Genomic DNA, 17129 nt, shown 5'->3' on the forward strand with positions numbered 1-17129 from the left:
TTCACGAATCGTCTGGGAACCTGGCCCGTAGACCCGAGAATACCGCTGGAAACCTCCGCAGGCCCCAGACGGCAGCAGTGTCCATCGTACACCAAACTCGGTCTGTCATGCTGCGTTCAGTCTCTACCTGCCTATAACAAGCATGAAGGGTTGAGCTCGGTTTCAGGGGGAAGGAGATCGGTCTGGCGATTCTGAATTTTTTAGAGTCGAGCGCTGGCTCTTTCCTTGTGGCTTGCTGTTGCAGGTTGCCCAGTTGGTTGACCAATTCGCCGAAGCTTTTTGAGCGTCGGCCTAAAGGGGCAAGACCTCCCTACCGAATCAGGCCCGCCACACCATTGATGGTCACTGCGATGATGACGGTGCCAAAGACAAATGACAGCAGGGCGTGGCCCAGCAGCAACTGCCGCATGGCGCGCGTGGTCAGGGTGGTGTCGCTGACCTGATAGGTCATGCCGATGGTGGCGGCCAGGTAGGCAAAATCCTGGTAGGTCGGCTCGGGCAGCGGCTGGTTGTCGGGGCCAGTAAACTGCGCCCCGTGCCCGTCGCGGTAAAAGCGCCGCGCGTAGTGCAGGGTGTATTCGGTCTGCACCAGAAGCCAGGAGGCGACCACGGTCAGCAGGGCCAGGCCAGTCAGGGCCAGCTCGGCAGAACGCGGCGCGTGGCCTGCGGCGACCAGCAAGGAGACCACCCCGGCCAGGCTGACCAGCGCGGCGCCGAGGGCCACGGCCCCCGCCACCACGCGCGAGTCGTCTTCGTGGGTGGCGAGGGTGCGGGTCCGGGGCGCGTCGGCGCGCAGGAGGGTGGGCCACAGCTGCGCCATGAAGACGGCACAAAAGGCCAGCCAGCCGAACATGAGCCGCGCGGGCAGGGGCCAATCCGCCGGGGTCAGCAGCGCCGCAAAGAGCGCCGTTAGGGCGCTGCGGAGCAACCGGGCAGCGGCGCTGGACAGCTGAAAGTGGGGCATGGCCGGAGCATAGGCTTCCTCCGGTCATCATGTGCGTCCCAGTTGGCCTTCATGGAAGCCCTCTAGCCTGACGGCATGTTCCGTTCTCTGGTTGTTGCTTCGGCCCTGAGCCTGTTGACTGCCGCTTCGGCGGCCACGCCGCCCGTGCAGGTGACCTACCGCGTCTACCACTACACCTGTGACGCCGGCAAGAAGATCAGCGTGTCGTATGTCAGTTACGGGCAGGAGCCCATGTTCGCGGTGCTGGACTGGAACGGCGCCCGCTACGGCCTGGCCCAGGCCATCAGTGGCAGTGGGGCACGCTACGCCGGGCTGTACGGCCCTGTCGGCGCGCGTGGGGGCCTGCAGTGGTGGGAACACCAGGGCAAGGCCGACCTCAGCACCTTTACGGGCAACAGTACCGTGACGACCAAGACGCTGCTGACGGGCTGTAAAACGCCGACCCAGCGTTAAATTGTGGAGAGCGGCGGCCCGAAAGGTGGGCCGCCGCTCTCATTGCTGTCTGACCAAGACTTTGAGCGCCGGCGCACCGAAACTTCCTCTCTTCATGCAACCACCCTGGCCGTCAATCTGTGCCTGCAGCGCCCAGCAGCGCTTCAACCTCTTTAATGCCAGGCTGCTCGTCCAGAATGCGCTGGGCCACCTCGCGCGTCTTTTCAGGCTGCCCGGTGCGGTTCCAGGCCAGCATGGCGCCCTGACGATACCAGTGGTATTGCAGGGGCACACCTAGCTCTACGGCGCGGTCAAAAGCTTTTGCGGCTTCTGCGGGTTGCCCCAGGGCCAGCCGCGCTTGCCCCAGGCCCCACCAGTCAAAGGCGGTGGCGCTGTCCTGCCGTGTGCGGGCCGTCATCTCGTCGCGCAGGCGGGTCCAGTTGGCGGCCTCGTCCCAGTCTTTGCCCAGAATGGCGCGCACTTCGGCCTCACGGTTGGCGGGGTAAGCCAGCAGATATTCGCCGTTGTAGTAGTCCCACAGCTCTGTAAAACGGGCTTCGGTCAGGGTCAGTTCTGGGCCCAGCAGCGAATCGCTGGCTGTAAAACTGTCCGGGCCGTAGGCGTACAGCGTGCGGAAATGGGCGGTCTTGTCGCCGCGTTGCAGACGCTGCTGCACCACCACTGGAAGCTTGGCGGCCAGCAGCGCCCGCATCTGGACCGGGGTGCCTGCGTAGCGGATCAGGGTTTTCAGGCCGTTGCGTTCCAGGTAGGCGGCGACCTCCTGCGTGGAGACCTCCACATCCTTGCTGCTGTCTTTCAGGGCCGCTGCCGCCTGCGCCTGCGTGACGGTCTTGCCGTAATACCCCAGCACAATGCTGGCGGTGACCGGCCCGCAGTTGTTCAGCCCCTGGTTGTCGTGCCCTACGCCCTTCAGGGAGACGCTGGCCGGCAGGGTGGTTTCGGCCTGCGACGAGCAGGCGGCCAGCAAGACCGGGCCCAGCAGCAGGGCGGCGAGCGAACGTTTCATGTCAAGTAGTGTGGCGAGTTTGGGGGCTGGGCGCCTTGAGTTCGGCTGAAGCGTCCTCAAGGGTGGCTCCCAGAATGCGGCGTGGCGTGCAATATAAACCGGCTAGGCTGACGGCGTGTCCACTGACCCTCTGCATGCCCTGTTGGACGAAGCAAAGCGCACGAACACCAGCGCCCTGGTGGTGCTTAAAGGTGGCGAGGTGCTGCTGGATGAGGTGCTGGACGGCGAGGGCGACCGGCCCCTGGAAACCATGAGCGTGACCAAAGCCGTGCTGAGCCTGATCGTGGGCCGCGCGGTGATGCTGGGGCATTTGCCAGGTGCTGACGTAAAGGTCAGCGAGTTTTTCCCCGAATGGCGGCAGGGCCGCAAGCGTGACCTGACGCTGCGTCATCTGCTGACACATACCAGCGGCCTGCACAACCACCCCCATACGGGTCAGGACATCTATCCGAGCCAGGATTTTGTGCAGTTGGCCCTGTGCGCTGAACTGGACCACGACCCCGGCACCCATTTCGCCTACAACAACAAGGCCGCCAACCTGATTTGCGGCGTGCTGGAACGCGCCACCGGGCAGAAGGCTGACGACTTTGCCCGCGCCGACCTGTTTGGCCCGCTGGGCATAGATGACTGGTCGTGGCAGCGCGACCCCGCCGGCAACCCACACGGCATGAGCGGTCTACGCCTGCACGCCCGCGATCTGGCGCGGCTGGGACAACTGGCGCTGAATGGGGGAGAGTGGCTGATAGAAGCGGAGTGGATAGAGGAGAGTACTCACCCTGCTACGCCTGTCTTCCCCGAGATCGGCCTGCTGTGGTGGATGCTGCCGGCCTGGACGCGCTACAGCGTTACGGCTGAAAACGTGCGGGCACTGGAGGCCGCAGGAGCTGACCCGCGTCAGGTGGCCGCGCTGGGCCGTTGTTTGTGCGATCAGGTCAGCCGTGACGAGGTCCTGGCTCTGATTCGCGGAGCAGGCTTCGTGCCGCAGGACGCTCCGGCGGGCGTGGCGTGGTTGACCACAACGCGCGGCCCCCAGGCGGGCTTCCGGCATGACGGACACCGGGGGCAGAACCTCGTCATAGACCGGCGGCGTGGGGTGGTGGCCGTCCGCCTGATCGCCTGGGACCACCCGCATGTGGAGGCCCCGGAGAGTGCCTTCAGCGCTTTTCCTGACCGGGTGCTGGGGCTGTTTGAGAAGGAAGGGGCCTGATAGCTCGGCCCTGCATGGAGCCGCAATCGCGCCTCCGCTGGGGCCATTTATGCGGCAGAGTCTGAAAGGTGACGTTTACCCTGTCTTCCGGCCAGACCCCTTCATTGCCAGAACTGACTGACCTGTACAGCTCCGTTGGATGGACGGCCTACACGCGCGAGCCACAGCGCCTTGGCCAGGCTGTTTAACAGTCGAGCTTTCTCTGGACAGCGCGGGAAGATGCCGGCCGTCTGATTGGCCTCGTTCGCGGCCTGACGGATGAGGTCAGCATTCTGTATGTGCAGGACATTCTGGTGTGCCCCAACTGGCAGCGCCGGGGCGTGGGGCGGGCCCTGCTGGACGCGGTGCTGGCGAGGTACGGCAGCGTGATGCAGATGGTCCTGCTCACCGACAACGATCCTGGTCAACTGGCCTTCTACGCCTCACTGGGCTTTCAGAACACCAGAAGTTTGACGCAGACGCCCCTCAATGCCTTTTACCGCTCGGCGCTGGGGCCGCTGAGCTGAGGTCTGTTCGGAGGCAGGAAAGGCTGCCCCTCACCCACGCCACCCCTCTTCCGTAAGTCTTTTGGCTCGCGGTTGCTTCTGGCCGCGCCGCGTACACTCTTCCGGTGACTGTCGCTGCACCCAATCTGGCCAAACTGCTGCCCGCCGCCCCGCCTGGAAACTTGCTGCTGCTGCCGCAGGTGGCGCGGGCGGCGCTGTTCGCGGCGTTCCCTGGCCCGGCCGTGCTGCTGACCACGCCCGACCGCCTGGGCAGCTACGCCACCGCTGGCGTGCTGGGCGCGCCCGTGACTGTTAACCCCGGCCTGCGCGACTGGGACGCCCGCCACGACCATGTGGTGCTGGACGTGAACACGGCGCTGGACCTGTTTCCGTCGCGCCCCGAGGACCACGCCCTGACCCTGAAGGTGGGCAGCAGCTACCCGCGCGAAAGCCTGCTGGACCGCCTGGAGCGCCTGGGCTACGAACGCGGAGAAGAACCCGGATTCGAGATCAAGGGCGATACCCTGGAACTGCGTCTCCTGGCCGGTTCGGGCTTGCCCGCCGAGGCCGAGGAGGGCCTCTGGGTGCGCGCCGAGTTCTTTGGCGACGAACTGGACACCCTGCGTCTGATGAAGCCCGGCGAGCTGACCGGCGAAAAAGCTCAGAGCTTTACCCTGGAACCGACCGCCGATTACTTGACGGAAGTGAAGTGGGACGCCACGCGCCTGGAGTTGCTGCCAGGGCGCGTGTTTCTGGACTCGCCCGAGTTCTATGCCTCGGCCCTGGGGGTGCTGACCGACACGCTGTGGCCCCGGCTGGCCGGGCGCGAGGTGACCAGCTTTGGCCGCTCGCCGCTGGCTTTGCCTGACCTGGACACTGGCCTGCTGACCTTGCCGTTCTACCGCGCCCGCCTGAAGGACCTGGAGCGTGATGTCGAGGAGTGGCGAGCCGCCGACTACCGCGTCCTGATTCTGGTCCGGCACGACCGCACCGCCTCCTATCTGGCTGACAAGCTGCTGAACACCCACGAGATTCCCTGGCTGAAGATTCCGCGCGTGCCAGAGGGCGGCCTGGGTTTCCTGCGCGCGGCCGGTGAGGGTGGGTTTGTCATCCCCGAGCACAAGACGGTGGTGCTCACCGAAGACCTGATTTACGGGTTCCAGGGCGGCAGTGCGCTGCGCGGCAAGCGCCTGGGCGGCAAGCCGGTCACCGACGCGCTGGGCCTGCATGTGGGCGACTACCTGATTCATCCTGAGCACGGCATCGGGCAATTCGAGGGACTGGAAACGCGCAAGGTCCTGGGCGTCACGCGCGATTACCTGAACCTCACCTACCGGGGCGGCGCGCGCCTGAGCGTCCCCATTGAGCAGTTGCCGGTCTTGCGCCGCCATCCCGGCACCACCGACGACCCACCCAGCCTGAGTTCCTTTGACAAGAAAGACTGGGCCAGGGCCAAGGAAAAGGCGCGCAAGAACGCCGAAGAGGTCGCAGGCAAGCTGCTGGTGCAGTACGCCGCGCGGCAGGTGACGCCGGGCAATGCGTTCCCGGCGCAGCCCGAGTGGGACAGTCAGGTGGAAGCCAACTTCAAGTTCGACCTGACCGCCGACCAGAAAACGGCCCTGAAAGAGACCATGCGCGACCTCGAAAAGGCCAATCCGGCCGACCGCCTGATTTCCGGCGACGTGGGCTTCGGTAAAACTGAGGTGGCCCTGCGCGCCGCGCACCGCGTGGTGGGGCACGGCAAGCAGGTGGCGGTGCTGGTGCCCACGACGCTGCTGGCCGAGCAGCACACCTCGACCTTCGTCGAGCGCTTCAAGGGGCTGCCAGTGCGGGTGGAGGGTCTATCGCGCTTTACCAGCCCGCAGCAGGCCAAGAGCATCCTGGCCGACACCGCGAAGGGCAAAGTCGACATTCTGATCGGCACCCACCGCCTGCTGAGCGGCGACGTGGCGTTCCGTGACCTGGGTCTGATCATCGTGGACGAAGAACACCGCTTTGGCGTGGGCCAGAAGGAAAAACTACGCGCCCTGCGCGGCCTGCCCGAAGTGCCCAAAGACGGCAAGATCGAAATCCCCGAGGATGTGCGCGCTGTGGACACCCTGGCGCTGTCGGCCACCCCCATTCCCCGCACCCTCTACATGAGCATGGTGGGTCTGCGCGACATGAGCAGCATCCAGACGCCGCCCAAGGGCCGCAAGCCCATTCAGACGGTGCTGGCGCCCTTCGACCCGATTACCGTGCGCGACGCGATCCTGAGCGAAATCGAGCGCGGCGGCAAGGTCTTTTACATTCACGACCGCATTGCCAGCATCGGCGCCCGCAGCCTCTACCTGCGCAACCTCGTGCCTGAGGCGCGCATTGGCGTGGCCCACGGCCGCATGAATGAAGAAGAGCTGGAAGAAATCATGCTGGGCTTTGAGCAGGGTGCCTTTGACGTGCTGCTGGCGACCACCATCGTCGAAACCGGCCTGGACATCCCCGAGGCGAACACGATTCTGATTGAGCGCAGTGACCGCCTGGGTCTGGCCCAGCTGTACCAGCTGCGTGGCCGGGTGGGCCGCCGCGCTCAGACCGCCTACGCATACCTGTTCTACCCGCCGCGCATGACCGAAAACGCCCAGCGCCGCCTGTGGGCCATTGCCGACCTGCAAGACCTGGGCAGCGGGCACCTGCTGGCCGAAAAGGACATGGAAATTCGCGGCGTGGGCAACATTTTGGGCGAGGAACAGCACGGGCATGTGCAGGCGGTGTCCATTGACGTGTACACCGAACTCCTGGCCGAAGCGGTGGCCAAGCTCAAGGGCGAGAAGATGGAAGCGCCCGTCAATATTTCTATTGACCTGCCCATTGACGCCCGCCTGAGCCCGGACTACTTTGACCGCGACGAGGAAGCCCGGATTGCCACCTACGGCCGCCTCAGCGAAAGCCGCACCCTCCAGGCTATTTCGAGGGTCGAACGCGACCTGCGCAAGAAATACGGTCCGCCCAGCCCTGAAGTCCAGAATTTTATCGACCTGGCCAAGCTGCGGCTCACGGCAGCCGCCAAGCGCGTGCTGACCATTGGCGGCACCATGACCCACCTGCAAGTCACGTTTGCTTACAAGAGCCTGGATTACGACGCGCCGGGCTTGCGGCGCTACCCACACAAGACCGAGGTGCAGATGTTCCCGCCCAGCGTGAAGCTAGACAAACGCGGCATCAAACCAGATGACTACGCGCGAACCCTAATTGACCTGCTGGGGTATTTTGGGTGAGTGAAGCAGTGCGCGCGCAACTGGATGCGATCAATTGGCGCCTGTACGAAACAGCCTATGGATCTGCCGAAGCTGTCCCAGATCAACTGTTTGATCTGTTAACGGGCAGCTCTGAGGTGCAACTCGCAGCGGCCCACCAGTTATGGTGCGCGCTCTGTCATCAACATGCCTACCTGTCTTCAGCGGCAGCGGCGGCGTTACCGTTTCTCCTGCGTGCCATTCAAGGGCCAGAAGCTGCCGTCAGGGAGGCAGTTTTAAATATCCTGTCGGGGTTTGCCTATCACTCTGTGCCACCCCGAACAGGCGAGCAGCCAAGCTGGGTTACGGAAATACGTCGCGTGCTTCTTCAGTGCCAGAGTGAATTTGAAATCATCGCTCAGCAGGAGACGGGCGAGAGTCAGGAGTGGGCTAGCCAGATTCTGGAAGAGCTGAACACAACCAGCCGCTATAGAAGTTTGTTCTGAAAAGAAGTCAGCAGCGCAGCGGTATCTTTCACCTACACTCCCCCTATGACCACCGTGCCTCCGATCTTGCCGGTGACGGCAGCGGCCCCTGCTCCCGCCGTCTACCGCGTCACCACACGGCAGAACCTGCTGACCATCCTGCTGGGGTGGTGGCTGCTGGGTGGGGTCTTTATAGACGGCTGGGCGCACAACACCTACGGCGAGTCGCTGGAAACCTTTTTCACGCCCTGGCACGCGGCCTTTTACAGTGGGTTTGCGGCGGTCGCGGGCTGGTGTCTGTGGTTGGCCTCGCGCGGGTGGCAGCAGGGGCGGCGTGGCTTGGCGGCGTTCCCAGAGGGTTACCATCTGGCGGCGCTGGGTGTGCCGATTTTCGCCCTGGGCGGCGCCGGAGACCTGACGTGGCACACGGTTCTGGGCATTGAGGTCGGGATTGAAGCCCTGCTGTCGCCCACCCACCTGCTGCTCTTTCTGGGGGCCATGCTGATTGTGGCCTCGCCCCTGAACGCGGCGTGGCGCTCGCCCGCGCGGCGCCATGAGGCCGGGGGGGTGCGCTGGGTGGCGGCGCTCTCGGCGACCTCGCTGCTGGCCATGACGGCCTTTATGCACATGTATATGTGGGGGCTGCTGACCGTGCCGCAGGGCCTGAGCTACGTGCAAACGCGCGGCGAACTCAGCGCGGTGCTGCTGACCGCCGTCATCATGGCCGCGCCCGTGCTGCTGGTGCTGCGGCGCTTTGCCTTGCCTTTTGGCGCAGTGGGCGTGATGTACGGCCTGACCAATCTGGGCATGAGCGTGATGATCACGCCCGGTGAATGGCAGATGCCGCTGCTGGCCTTGGGCTGCGGCCTGGTGGTGGACGCCCTGCACGCGCTGCTGCGCCCGTCGGCGGCGCGGGTATGGGCGCTCCGGGCCTTCGCCTTCCTGGTGCCTCTGGTCGTGTGGGGGCCATACCTGGGTGAAGGCGTGCGTCAGGGGGCCAGCAACCTGAGCCTGGAGTTGTGGCTGGGCGTGGCGGTCATGGCCGGTCTGGGCGGCGTGGCCCTGAGCGCGCTGATCTTCCCGGCGCCGCTGTCACCAGAAGCGGCAGAAGGCTGAGCGCGGCTTCGAGATTTGAAGACAGTCGTCGGCCAATGAGGCTTTTTATGGGCTGCTCACGCTGGCGAGTGACCAAAACACGCGCGAGCAGCCCCGCAGGCTCAGGTCTGGGGGCGGAGGTCTTCGGCCAGCGCGACAATGATGCCGGCCGGCCCGCGCACGTAGCAGAGCCTGTAGATGTCCCGGTAGTCGGCCACCTCGCCAATGAGTTCAGCCCCATGTGCGCGAAGCCGCGCAAGTGAATCCTCCACGCTCTCCACGGCAAACATGACACTCCGCAGGCCCAGGGTATTGGGCGGCGCGGCGGCGGGCTGAGCCTCCACCAGAGGAGGGTGACGAAAGCTGGTCAGCTCCAGCCGCCCGTGCCCGTCGGGCGTTTGCATCATCACGATGTCCACCTGGACCCCGTCGAGTCCGTTGATGCGGTCTACCCAGGGCCCCTCAATGGGCGTCTGGCCGATGGTGCTTAGACCCAGCGCTGTGAAAAATGCGGTGGCGGCCGTGAGGTCCTCGACGACGACACTGATGTGGTCCAGTCGCTTGATTGTCATCTCTCTGGCATCCTAGCGACTGAGGACAGGCGTGTTTGCCTGCCAAGCCGATTATCTGAGGGGTGGCTGCTGGTGGCACTTGCATTTTGCGTCGGAGCCGCCTCCAGACCACAATGGCCTTGGACAGAGTCAGGCCTCTCTCTGGCAGGCCCAGTTCTCTCTGCAACTGCCTAGTGGTGGTGCTGCGGCCCTGTTGGGGGAGGCGTCGCTGTACCTCCCCGTACCTGAAGCAAGTTCGTCATCGTCGCCATTTCGCCCCGCTGCAGGGTCACGACCTGCCGGGCCAGGCGGCGCACAGTGGCCTGAGGGCTGTCCCGCAGCGGTTCACTCATGCTCACGGCGCCCTGATGGTGGCGAATCATCAGCCGCAAAAACGACGCCTCGGCCTGTGGCAGGGGCAGAGTCCACAGCGCCGCAACCTCCTGCGCCGAAGCCATGCCCATTGCGCGGGCGTGGGCTGGTGTGGGGCGCGGCTCCTGGGACTGCCCCCAGCCGGCCAGCCAGCCCCGCATCTGGCGCAGCTGTTCTTCCTGCCCCAGCGTGATGTCCAGCGCCACCGAGCGCAGCGAACGGTCCCGCGAGCGCCTGAGCATGGGCGCACTCAGCGCCAGCGCCTGCTCATGGTGAACCAGCATGTGGCGCACGAACTGGGTTTCTGGGCTGTCTGCGGTGGGCGTGGCCGGTCTGGGCTGGGCCAGCAGCAGGCCCCCGCCCAGCAGCAGCGACGCCAGGACGCCTGCGGCCACGCCCCGGTTCATCTGGCCTGGGCGTCGTACAGGCGCTGCCGGTCACGGAAGGCCGCCTTCTGCGCGGCCGTGGTCTGGGCGTGGCAGTGCTGACAGCTCACGCCTTCCTCGTACTGCAGGTGGTCACGTTCCTCTGGCGTCAGCGGCCAGCCGCAGGAGTGGCACATGGCCGCGCCGCCCTCGCGCAGGCCGTGGCCTACCGTCACCCGGCCGTCAAACACAAAGCATTCGCCCTGCCAGCGGCTCTGCGTCTCTGGCACATCTTCCAGGTATTTCAGGATGCCGCCTTGCAGGTGAAACACGTCCTGGTAGCCGCGTGCCCGCAGCAGGCTGGTGCTTTTCTCGCAGCGAATCCCGCCCGTGCAGAACATCGCCACGCGCTTGCCACTCAGTTCGTCGGCGTGGGCGTCCAACCACGCGGGAAACTCGCGGAAAGAGTCGATCTCGGGATTCACCGCGCCTTCAAATGTGCCGGCCTTCACCTCATAGCGGTTGCGGGTGTCAATGACCACGACATCTGGCGCTGTGATCAGGGCGTTCCAGTCCTGCGCAGCCACATACTGCCCGGCCTGCGAGGTCGGTTCGACAGGCACGCCCATCGTCACGATTTCTGTTTTCAGGCGCACCTTGAAGCGCTTGAAGGGCTGCTCGGTCGCCCACGACTCCTTGTCTTCCAGCCGGTCAAAGCCCTCGGCGTGCAGGGCGGCGCGCAGGCGGTCAATGCCGGTCCGGGAGCCAGCCACCGTGCCGTTCAGGCCTTCGTGGGCCACAATCAGGGTGCCGCACAGTCCCTCCGCTTGCCCCAGCGCCAGCAGCCTCTCTCTGAGCCCTTCAGGGTCTGGCAAGGCACGGAACTGGTACAGGGCGGCCACCACAAAGGGCGCCGCAGCGGGCTCGGCAGGTACAGCAGACATCCTGGCCATGATAGCGGGGCCCCACGCATTCAACGGTGTTCGGCAGCATTGCCGAGAGGAAAATGCCGTCAGAGATTCCACAACGGCCGCTGACAAGAGACAGAGCCTTGCATAACTCCCCCCTACGCCCAGAACCCTGACGCTGGGCTGATATACGCTGCCCATTCTTGCGGGCGTGACCCGATTTGCCGCGCTGCCTGCCGCCCTAGTTCTTAGCACCTTGCTCTCGGCCTGCGTGCGCCCCGCCGCGCCGGAACTGCCGCTGGTGACCACCCTCAACTTCACGGCCTTTGACGCCCAGCAAAGCGCCCTGAACCTGCGCGCAGGCAAGAGTCAGAAGCTGTCGCTGGACGCCGAACCCGAATACATCGCGGTGAGTGCCGACAGCCGCCGGGCCTACGTGACCCTGCAAGAAAGCAACGCTGTCGCCACCCTGGACCTGACGCGCGGCGAAATTGTGGGCCTCAAATCATTGGGGTTTAAAAATCACGCCCTCGCCGCCAACGCTTTTGACCCCAGCGACAAGGACGGCGGCGTCAACCTGAAGACCTGGCCGGTGCTGGGGGCGTATATGCCTGACGCCATCGCCAGCATCTCGGTGGGGGGGCAGACTTACCTGCTCACCGCCAACGAGGGCGACACCCGTGATTACGGCGCGGCGTATCTGGACGAGGTCAAGGTCTCGGCCCTGACGCTGGACGCGGCGGCCTTTCCCAACGCGGCCGCCCTGAAAGCCGACGCCGCTCTGGGCCGCCTGGTGGTCAGTAAGCCCGATGCCGACACCGATGGAGACGGAGACGCCGACCGGCTGGTGGCGTTCGGTGCGCGCAGCCTGAGCGTCTGGAACACGGACCTGGGCCTGGTGGCCGATACCGGCAGCCTGTTTGAAGCCAAGACCGCCGAACTCAGCCCCACGACCTTTAACAGCGGCGGTACGGTCAGCACCTTCGACACCCGCAGCGATAACAAGGGGCCAGAGCCCGAAGGCGTGGCGACCGGCGTGGTGGCGGGGCGCACGCTGGCTTTTGTGGGCCTGGAGCGCACGGGCGGCGTCATGGTGCTGGATGTCAGCACGCCCTCGGCCCCAGCGTTTGTGGACTACCGCCACACCGTGACCCCCACCGCCGACCCCAAGAGCGGCCTGGCGGGCGACCTGGCCCCTGAAGGGCTACTGTTTATTCCCGCTGCCGACAGCCCCAGCAGCAAGGCCCTGCTGGTCGCCAGCCACGAGGTCAGTGGCAGCGTGACCATCTACGCCGTGGAAGACAGCGGCAAGCTGACCCTGGCGGGCCGCTACCAGGCCAGCCCCTATGCCTACGACCAGGGTGTGGCGGAAATCAGCGCCTATGACAAGGGCAGCAAGCAGCTGTTCGTGGTCAACGGCGCAACCGGCAGCCTGGACATCCTGACCCTGGCCGATGTGGCCCAGCCTAAACTCGTGAAGTCCGTCAGTCTGGCCGCTTACGGCCGTAGTGCCAACAGTGTGGCGGTCTCAAACGGAGTGGTGGCGGTGGCAGTCGAAGCGGTCATCAAGACTGACCCCGGCAAGGTGGCCTTCCTGAAGCCCGACGGCAGCGAGCGGGCTCCCGCCGTCACTGTGGGAGCCCAGCCCGACATGCTGACCTTCTCGCCCGACGGGCAACTGCTTCTGACCGCCAACGAGGGTGAGCCCAGCGCCGACTACAGCGTGGACCCGGCGGGCAGCGTCAGCCTGATTAACGTGAGTAAAGCACTGGCCGCGCGCTAAAGAGGCCAGACAGGGAAAAGAGGCGCCAGGGTAGGATCTCTGGCGCTTCTTGCGTGGCGTCGGGGTCAGGCGAGAGAGTCCTGACCAAGCCCCACTGTCCGTTTGTGTATAAGCGGGACCTTGCGCTGCCCGGCCTTACTGCTGGGCGGCGTAGTCCATATAGGCATTGACCTGTGGGGCCCAGAACAGGGTCAGGCCCAGCAGGAAAGAAGTGAGGCCCCAGACGGGCGAACCGCTCAGGGCCAGCTCAATGGCGCCGGTGCCCCAGAGGATGCACACCTCAATACGGGCCCAGAGCTTGCCCTGATAGACCGGCCAGCACAGCAGCGCTGTACCAGCGAAGAGTCCCGCGCTCAGATATTCTGTCTGGCCAGCGGCTATCCCCAGAGCCACCTTCAGGGCCAAGGACCCCAGCTCCAGCCCCAGGATCAGAAGGGTCAGTCGCCAGCCGCTCACAATGACAGCTGCGTCGTGGTTCACGGTGCGAGTGTAAAGGCCGCCAGGGCCTCCCGCTGCCTCATCTGCGCGGTTTGGCGCATTTCGCTGTCCTCCACCTCTGCTAGCCTGATGGGCGTGCCCACGCTGCTGACGGCCACTTCGCTCACCGTGCGGTACGGGGAGCGGGCGGTGCTGGACGGCGTGTCTGTCAGTGTCACGGACAGCGAGCGGGTGGCCCTGCTGGGCCGCAACGGCGCCGGAAAGACCACGCTGCTGCGCGTGCTGACAGGCGACCTGACGCCCGAGGACGGTGAGATCTGGCGCGAAGCGGGCCTGCGGGTGGCCATCCTGGCACAGCACCACGCGCACCCCCCTGGCCTGAGCGTGCAGACCCTGGTGGACGCCGCGCACCCCTACCGCGACCTGGAAGAGGACCTGCTGGTGCTGGAAGCCAACCTGGGTGACCCGGAGGCCCTGGCCGCCTGGAGCGCCCTGCACGCCCGCTTGGACGAGGCCGACGCCTTCCGCTGGCCAGCGCGGGCGGCCCGGGTGCTGGGGATATTGGACCTGACCCGGTTTCGTCACCGAGAAGCCGCCACGCTCTCTGGCGGTGAAAAGACGCGCCTGGCGCTGGCCTTGGCCCTGGCCCGCGAACCTGACCTGCTGCTGCTGGACGAACCCACCAACCACCTCGACATCCGCATGCGCGAGTGGCTGGAGGGCTACCTGCGCGACTTCTCAGGCGGCGTGATCCTCACCAGTCACGACCGCGATTTTCTGGATGCAGTGGCCACGCGCAGCCTGTGGCTGGAACATGGTGAGGCCGCGCCCTACCCCGGCGGTTACTCCCGCGCCCGCGCCCAGCGTGACCTGGAACGCCGCACCCAGACCCGTGCTGCCCAGTTGGGCGAGCAGGAAGCGGCGCGGCTGACGGGCAGTGTCGAGACCCTGGACCGCTGGGGCCGCCGCTCACGGGGCCTCAAGACCCGCGCGGCGCGCGTGGCCACCCCCGAAGCCCCGCTGCCCGAACGCCAGATTCGCATGCGGCTGCTGGCCGGCACCGCCCGCGCGCCGCTGGTGGCTTGGGGCCAGCACCTGAACAAACGCTACGGCGAGCGCGTGGTGCTGCAGGACGCCGCCTTCCGGCTGCGGCAGGGTGACCGCGTGGCCCTGATGGGCGCCAACGGGACCGGCAAAACCACCCTGATGCGCCTGCTGGCCGGCGAGTTGCACCCTGACCCGACCGGCCCTGACCCACTGACAGGCGAGCGGGGCCCCGAGCCGCTGCTGCGGGTGGCGGCCGGCGTGACTGTGGCCAGCCTGGACCAGACCTGGCACGGCCTGACCCCCGGTGAGGGGCTGCACGCACAGTTCGAGCGCCGCTTTGGCCGGCAGGCCAACAGTCTGCTGGGCCGTGCGGGTTTTGGGGCCGCCGACTGGCCCAAATTCCCGGAAGAACTCTCGGGCGGGGAGCGGGCGCGCGCCGGGCTGGCGCTGGTCAGCGGGCTGCGCGCCGACCTGCTGCTGCTGGACGAACCCACCAACCACCTGGATGTCGAGGCGCTGCAAGCGCTGGAGGGCGCGGTGCAGGGCTACGGCGGCGCCGTGGTGATCGTGACCCACGACCGCCGCTTTGCCCGTGAGGTGGCCACCCGCCTGTGGCTGATTGAGGACGCCCAGCTGCGCGAGATCAGTGGCTGGGGAGGCCGGGACTACCTGGACCCGGCGGCCACCCTCCAGGGTGACCCGCCGCCGCCGCCACCGCCGCCCACCCCCCGGCAGCGGCTGGCTGGACTGGAAGCGCAGCTGGGCGCCGCCCGCGCCGAGCTGGACCGGCCGCCGGGTGCCCTGACTGGCCGCGAGGAAGCCCGGCTGCGCGCTCAGGCCCACGAGCTTCAGCACACGCTATACGCCCTGTATGCCCAGGTCTGGGAGGCCCCCCAGTACGACGCCCAGGTGCGCGAGCCGCCGCTGACCGTGCGGGCGCAGCGGCTGGGGCCAGAGGGCGGCATGTTCTGGGCCGCCGGCAACGAGGGGTGTCCCCACCTGGCCTGGGACGGCTGGACCCTGCGCTGGAACGGCGAGCCGCCCGCGTGGTACGGCGCGGCGCTGCTGGGCGGCACGCTGCGGATTCTGTTTGAACACTGGAATGTGGGCCGGGCCGAACTGGGCGAGGGCGGCCTGCACCTGACCCGCCGCGCGTACTTTGAGCGGCTGGGGCTGGCACCGGTCCGCCGCTGAGCTGGCCCGCTCTCCGCTATACTTCCGCGCATGGAAGACCTCATCAAGGGCCGCCTCGGCGGAGCGGACGGCTACGGCATCCGCTGCGTCATTGACGGCGACACCATCAAGGGCCGCGCGGGCGGCAAGCTGCACGGCAAAGACATCGCCCTCGAAATTACCGAACGCGGCGTGCAGGGCAGCGTCGGCGCCGACCCCGTCAAAATCGAGTTGCAGGACGGCGAGCTCAAGGGCAACGTGGGCCCCCAGAGCCTGACTCTGCGCGGCGTGGACCGGGTCACCGGCTACATGGGCGAGCCGATTGTGGGCTGGAACGTCGTGGCGCAGCAGACCGGCGAGAAACTGGTCGGCCAGCTGGGCAGCACCGTGCTGGGCCGCCCCTTTGAACTCGACCTGGGCAGCGCGCCCGGCTGGGTGGGCACCCTGGTCGCCGTGGTGGCCTTTTACGCCCTGGAACCCCGCGCGAACGTCACCGTCAGCCGCTAAAACCTTCTGCTTTCGCGCCGCCCGCCTTAGCTGGGCGGCGTTGTCATGGCCTATAAGCAGTCGGCCTTCTATATGCCTTGACAGGAATATTCTGTAAATGGCATAATCTGCCCATATCAAAGGAGGTGAGAGGCAACTGATGTGAACACGCAGACCTTTCAGGCCCTGGCCGACCCGCACCGCTTTCAGATGGTGGAGTTGTTGCGCCAGGCCCCACTGACCGTTGGTGAGCTGGCAGCCCGCCTTGACCTGAAACAGCCGCAGGCCTCCAAGCATTTGCGCGTCCTGAGCGACGCGGGCCTGGTGGAACTGCGCCCGCAGGCCAACCGCCGTATCTGCCACCTGCGCCCAGAACCCTTCGAGGCCTTAGACGACTGGCTGACCACCTTTCGGCAGCTGTGGCAGGGCCGGTTTGACCGGCTGGACGACTACCTTCAGCAGCTTCAGCCTCCCGCTCCCGACGCCCCCTCAGATGACCAAGGAGAGACGCCATGACCAGCGCCACGCCCACCCTGACCCACCACACCGAACACAACAAAGAACTCGTGCTAGAGCGCACTTTCGCGGCGCCGCCCGAACTCGTCTTCGCGGCCTTTACCCAGCCCGAGCACCTGCGTCAGTGGTGGGGACCACGCGGCTGGACCCTGACGCACTGCACGGTGGATCTGCGCCCTGGGGGCCGCTGGCATTACTGCATGAAGTGCGTGGACCCCGCCCAGGGCGACTTTTACGGCATGGAATCCTGGGGCCTGGGCATCTATCAGGAGATTGAGGCGCCAGGCCGCCTGGTCTACACCGACTATTTTTCCGACGCCGAGGGCACGATCAATGAGGAGCTGCCCACCACCCAGAGCATCCTGACATTTGAAGAGGTGGACGGCCAGACCCGCGTGGTCAGCCGCTCGGTGTACGCCACCCCCGAGGCGCTGAAAACGGTCATGGACATGGGGATGCTCCAGGGCATCACGGAAACCTGGGACCGCCTGGCCGAGTATCTGCCGGGCCAGTAAGGAAAAGGAGAAAGCCGCCCTCAACCTATGGGGCGGCTTTTCTCTTGTCTTCTGAAGCCAGGAGGAGG

General features: G+C 66.1%; 16 protein-coding genes and 1 pseudogene. 11 read left to right on the forward strand and 6 right to left on the reverse strand.

Annotated features, from left to right (window positions below; translation table 11 throughout):
* Positions 1-310: 310 nt before the first annotated feature.
* Positions 311-964 carry a DUF1345 domain-containing protein gene (locus tag GO986_RS02120; protein ID WP_157457566.1) on the reverse strand — a complete coding sequence of 218 codons (654 nt, stop codon included), beginning with the start codon at positions 962-964 and terminating at the stop codon, positions 311-313.
* 75 nt (positions 965-1039) lie between these two features.
* On the opposite strand from GO986_RS02120, the gene GO986_RS02125 reads away from it, so the two are divergent.
* Positions 1040-1417 carry an MliC family protein gene (locus GO986_RS02125; RefSeq protein ID WP_157457567.1) on the forward strand — a complete coding sequence of 126 codons (378 nt, stop codon included), beginning with the start codon at positions 1040-1042 and terminating at the stop codon, positions 1415-1417.
* 112 nt (positions 1418-1529) lie between these two features.
* Here the strand turns inward: GO986_RS02125 and GO986_RS02130 are convergent, their stop codons facing one another.
* The gene (locus GO986_RS02130; RefSeq protein WP_157457568.1) at positions 1530-2423 is read right to left on the reverse strand and encodes a C39 family peptidase; all 894 of its coding nucleotides are present in this window, start codon (positions 2421-2423) and stop codon (positions 1530-1532) included.
* Positions 2424-2538: 115 nt separating this feature from the next.
* Between GO986_RS02130 and GO986_RS02135 the strand changes: the two genes are divergently transcribed.
* The 5 genes and pseudogenes from GO986_RS02135 to GO986_RS02155 all read left to right on the forward strand — a co-directional run bounded on the left by GO986_RS02135 (position 2539) and on the right by GO986_RS02155 (position 8928).
* Complete coding sequence (locus GO986_RS02135; RefSeq protein ID WP_157457569.1) at positions 2539-3630, forward strand: serine hydrolase domain-containing protein; 1092 nt, start codon at positions 2539-2541, stop codon at positions 3628-3630.
* Between the two features lie 203 nt (positions 3631-3833).
* Positions 3834-4136, forward strand: a pseudogene (locus tag GO986_RS22495) (GNAT family N-acetyltransferase); the annotation flags it as partial.
* A 104-nt stretch (positions 4137-4240) separates the two neighbouring features.
* Positions 4241-7369: a DEAD/DEAH box helicase gene (locus GO986_RS02145; protein ID WP_369409093.1), complete on the forward strand. Its 3129-nt coding sequence runs from the start codon at positions 4241-4243 to the stop codon at positions 7367-7369.
* Positions 7366-7833: a hypothetical protein gene (locus GO986_RS02150; RefSeq protein WP_157457570.1), complete on the forward strand. Its 468-nt coding sequence runs from the start codon at positions 7366-7368 to the stop codon at positions 7831-7833. The genes GO986_RS02145 and GO986_RS02150 overlap by 4 nt, the downstream gene beginning before the upstream one ends.
* Positions 7834-7878: 45 nt before the next feature.
* Entirely contained in the window at positions 7879-8928 is a 1050-nt protein-coding gene (locus GO986_RS02155) for a hypothetical protein (RefSeq protein WP_157457571.1), read from the forward strand.
* A gap of 101 nt (positions 8929-9029) precedes the next feature.
* Here the strand turns inward: GO986_RS02155 and GO986_RS02160 are convergent, their stop codons facing one another.
* The 3 genes from GO986_RS02160 to trhO all read right to left on the reverse strand — a co-directional run bounded on the left by GO986_RS02160 (position 9030) and on the right by trhO (position 11139).
* Positions 9030-9479, reverse strand: coding sequence for a VOC family protein (locus tag GO986_RS02160; RefSeq protein WP_198170354.1), 450 nt, complete (start codon positions 9477-9479; stop codon positions 9030-9032).
* 170 nt (positions 9480-9649) lie between these two features.
* Positions 9650-10225, reverse strand: a complete 576-nt coding sequence (locus tag GO986_RS02165) for a DUF305 domain-containing protein (RefSeq protein WP_198170355.1) — start codon at positions 10223-10225, stop codon at positions 9650-9652.
* An 8-nt stretch (positions 10226-10233) separates the two neighbouring features.
* On the reverse strand, positions 10234-11139 hold the full coding sequence (gene trhO, locus GO986_RS02170) for an oxygen-dependent tRNA uridine(34) hydroxylase TrhO (protein ID WP_157457573.1): 906 nt from the start codon (positions 11137-11139) through the stop codon (positions 10234-10236).
* A 175-nt stretch (positions 11140-11314) separates the two neighbouring features.
* On the opposite strand from trhO, the gene GO986_RS02175 reads away from it, so the two are divergent.
* Positions 11315-12886 carry a choice-of-anchor I family protein gene (locus tag GO986_RS02175; RefSeq protein ID WP_369409094.1) on the forward strand — a complete coding sequence of 524 codons (1572 nt, stop codon included), beginning with the start codon at positions 11315-11317 and terminating at the stop codon, positions 12884-12886.
* A gap of 135 nt (positions 12887-13021) precedes the next feature.
* On the opposite strand, the gene GO986_RS02180 is transcribed toward GO986_RS02175, so the two are convergent.
* Positions 13022-13366, reverse strand: coding sequence for a hypothetical protein (locus tag GO986_RS02180; RefSeq protein WP_157457574.1), 345 nt, complete (start codon positions 13364-13366; stop codon positions 13022-13024).
* 87 nt (positions 13367-13453) lie between these two features.
* Here GO986_RS02180 and GO986_RS02185 point away from each other — a divergent pair, with 87 nt between their 5' ends.
* From GO986_RS02185 to GO986_RS02200, 4 genes are all read left to right on the forward strand, one after another.
* Positions 13454-15565: an ABC-F family ATP-binding cassette domain-containing protein gene (locus tag GO986_RS02185; RefSeq protein WP_157457575.1), complete on the forward strand. Its 2112-nt coding sequence runs from the start codon at positions 13454-13456 to the stop codon at positions 15563-15565.
* A 30-nt stretch (positions 15566-15595) separates the two neighbouring features.
* Entirely contained in the window at positions 15596-16051 is a 456-nt protein-coding gene (locus GO986_RS02190; protein WP_157457576.1) for a hypothetical protein, read from the forward strand.
* A 141-nt stretch (positions 16052-16192) separates the two neighbouring features.
* Complete coding sequence (locus GO986_RS02195; protein ID WP_224574942.1) at positions 16193-16546, forward strand: ArsR/SmtB family transcription factor; 354 nt, start codon at positions 16193-16195, stop codon at positions 16544-16546.
* Entirely contained in the window at positions 16543-17061 is a 519-nt protein-coding gene (locus GO986_RS02200; protein WP_157457577.1) for an SRPBCC domain-containing protein, read from the forward strand. The genes GO986_RS02195 and GO986_RS02200 overlap by 4 nt, the downstream gene beginning before the upstream one ends.
* Positions 17062-17129: the final 68 nt, after the last annotated feature.

This window comes from Deinococcus arboris (assembly GCF_009755355.1).
Classification (GTDB): Bacteria; Deinococcota; Deinococci; order Deinococcales; family Deinococcaceae; genus Deinococcus; species Deinococcus betulae.

Excerpts from the sequence above, each read along its gene's own strand:
- GO986_RS02120 (WP_157457566.1), bottom strand. The coding sequence starts at position 964 with ATGCCCCACTTTCAGCTGTCCAGCGCCGCTGCCCGGTTGCTCCGCAGC.
- GO986_RS02125 (WP_157457567.1), top strand. The coding sequence starts at position 1,040 with ATGTTCCGTTCTCTGGTTGTTGCTTCGGCCCTGAGCCTGTTGACTGCC.
- GO986_RS02130 (WP_157457568.1), bottom strand. The coding sequence starts at position 2,423 with ATGAAACGTTCGCTCGCCGCCCTGCTGCTGGGCCCGGTCTTGCTGGCC.
- GO986_RS02155 (WP_157457571.1), top strand. The coding sequence starts at position 7,879 with ATGACCACCGTGCCTCCGATCTTGCCGGTGACGGCAGCGGCCCCTGCT.
- GO986_RS02160 (WP_198170354.1), bottom strand. The coding sequence starts at position 9,479 with ATGACAATCAAGCGACTGGACCACATCAGTGTCGTCGTCGAGGACCTC.
- trhO (WP_157457573.1), bottom strand. The coding sequence starts at position 11,139 with ATGTCTGCTGTACCTGCCGAGCCCGCTGCGGCGCCCTTTGTGGTGGCC.
- GO986_RS02185 (WP_157457575.1), top strand. The coding sequence starts at position 13,454 with ATGGGCGTGCCCACGCTGCTGACGGCCACTTCGCTCACCGTGCGGTAC.
- GO986_RS02190 (WP_157457576.1), top strand. The coding sequence starts at position 15,596 with ATGGAAGACCTCATCAAGGGCCGCCTCGGCGGAGCGGACGGCTACGGC.
- GO986_RS02200 (WP_157457577.1), top strand. The coding sequence starts at position 16,543 with ATGACCAGCGCCACGCCCACCCTGACCCACCACACCGAACACAACAAA.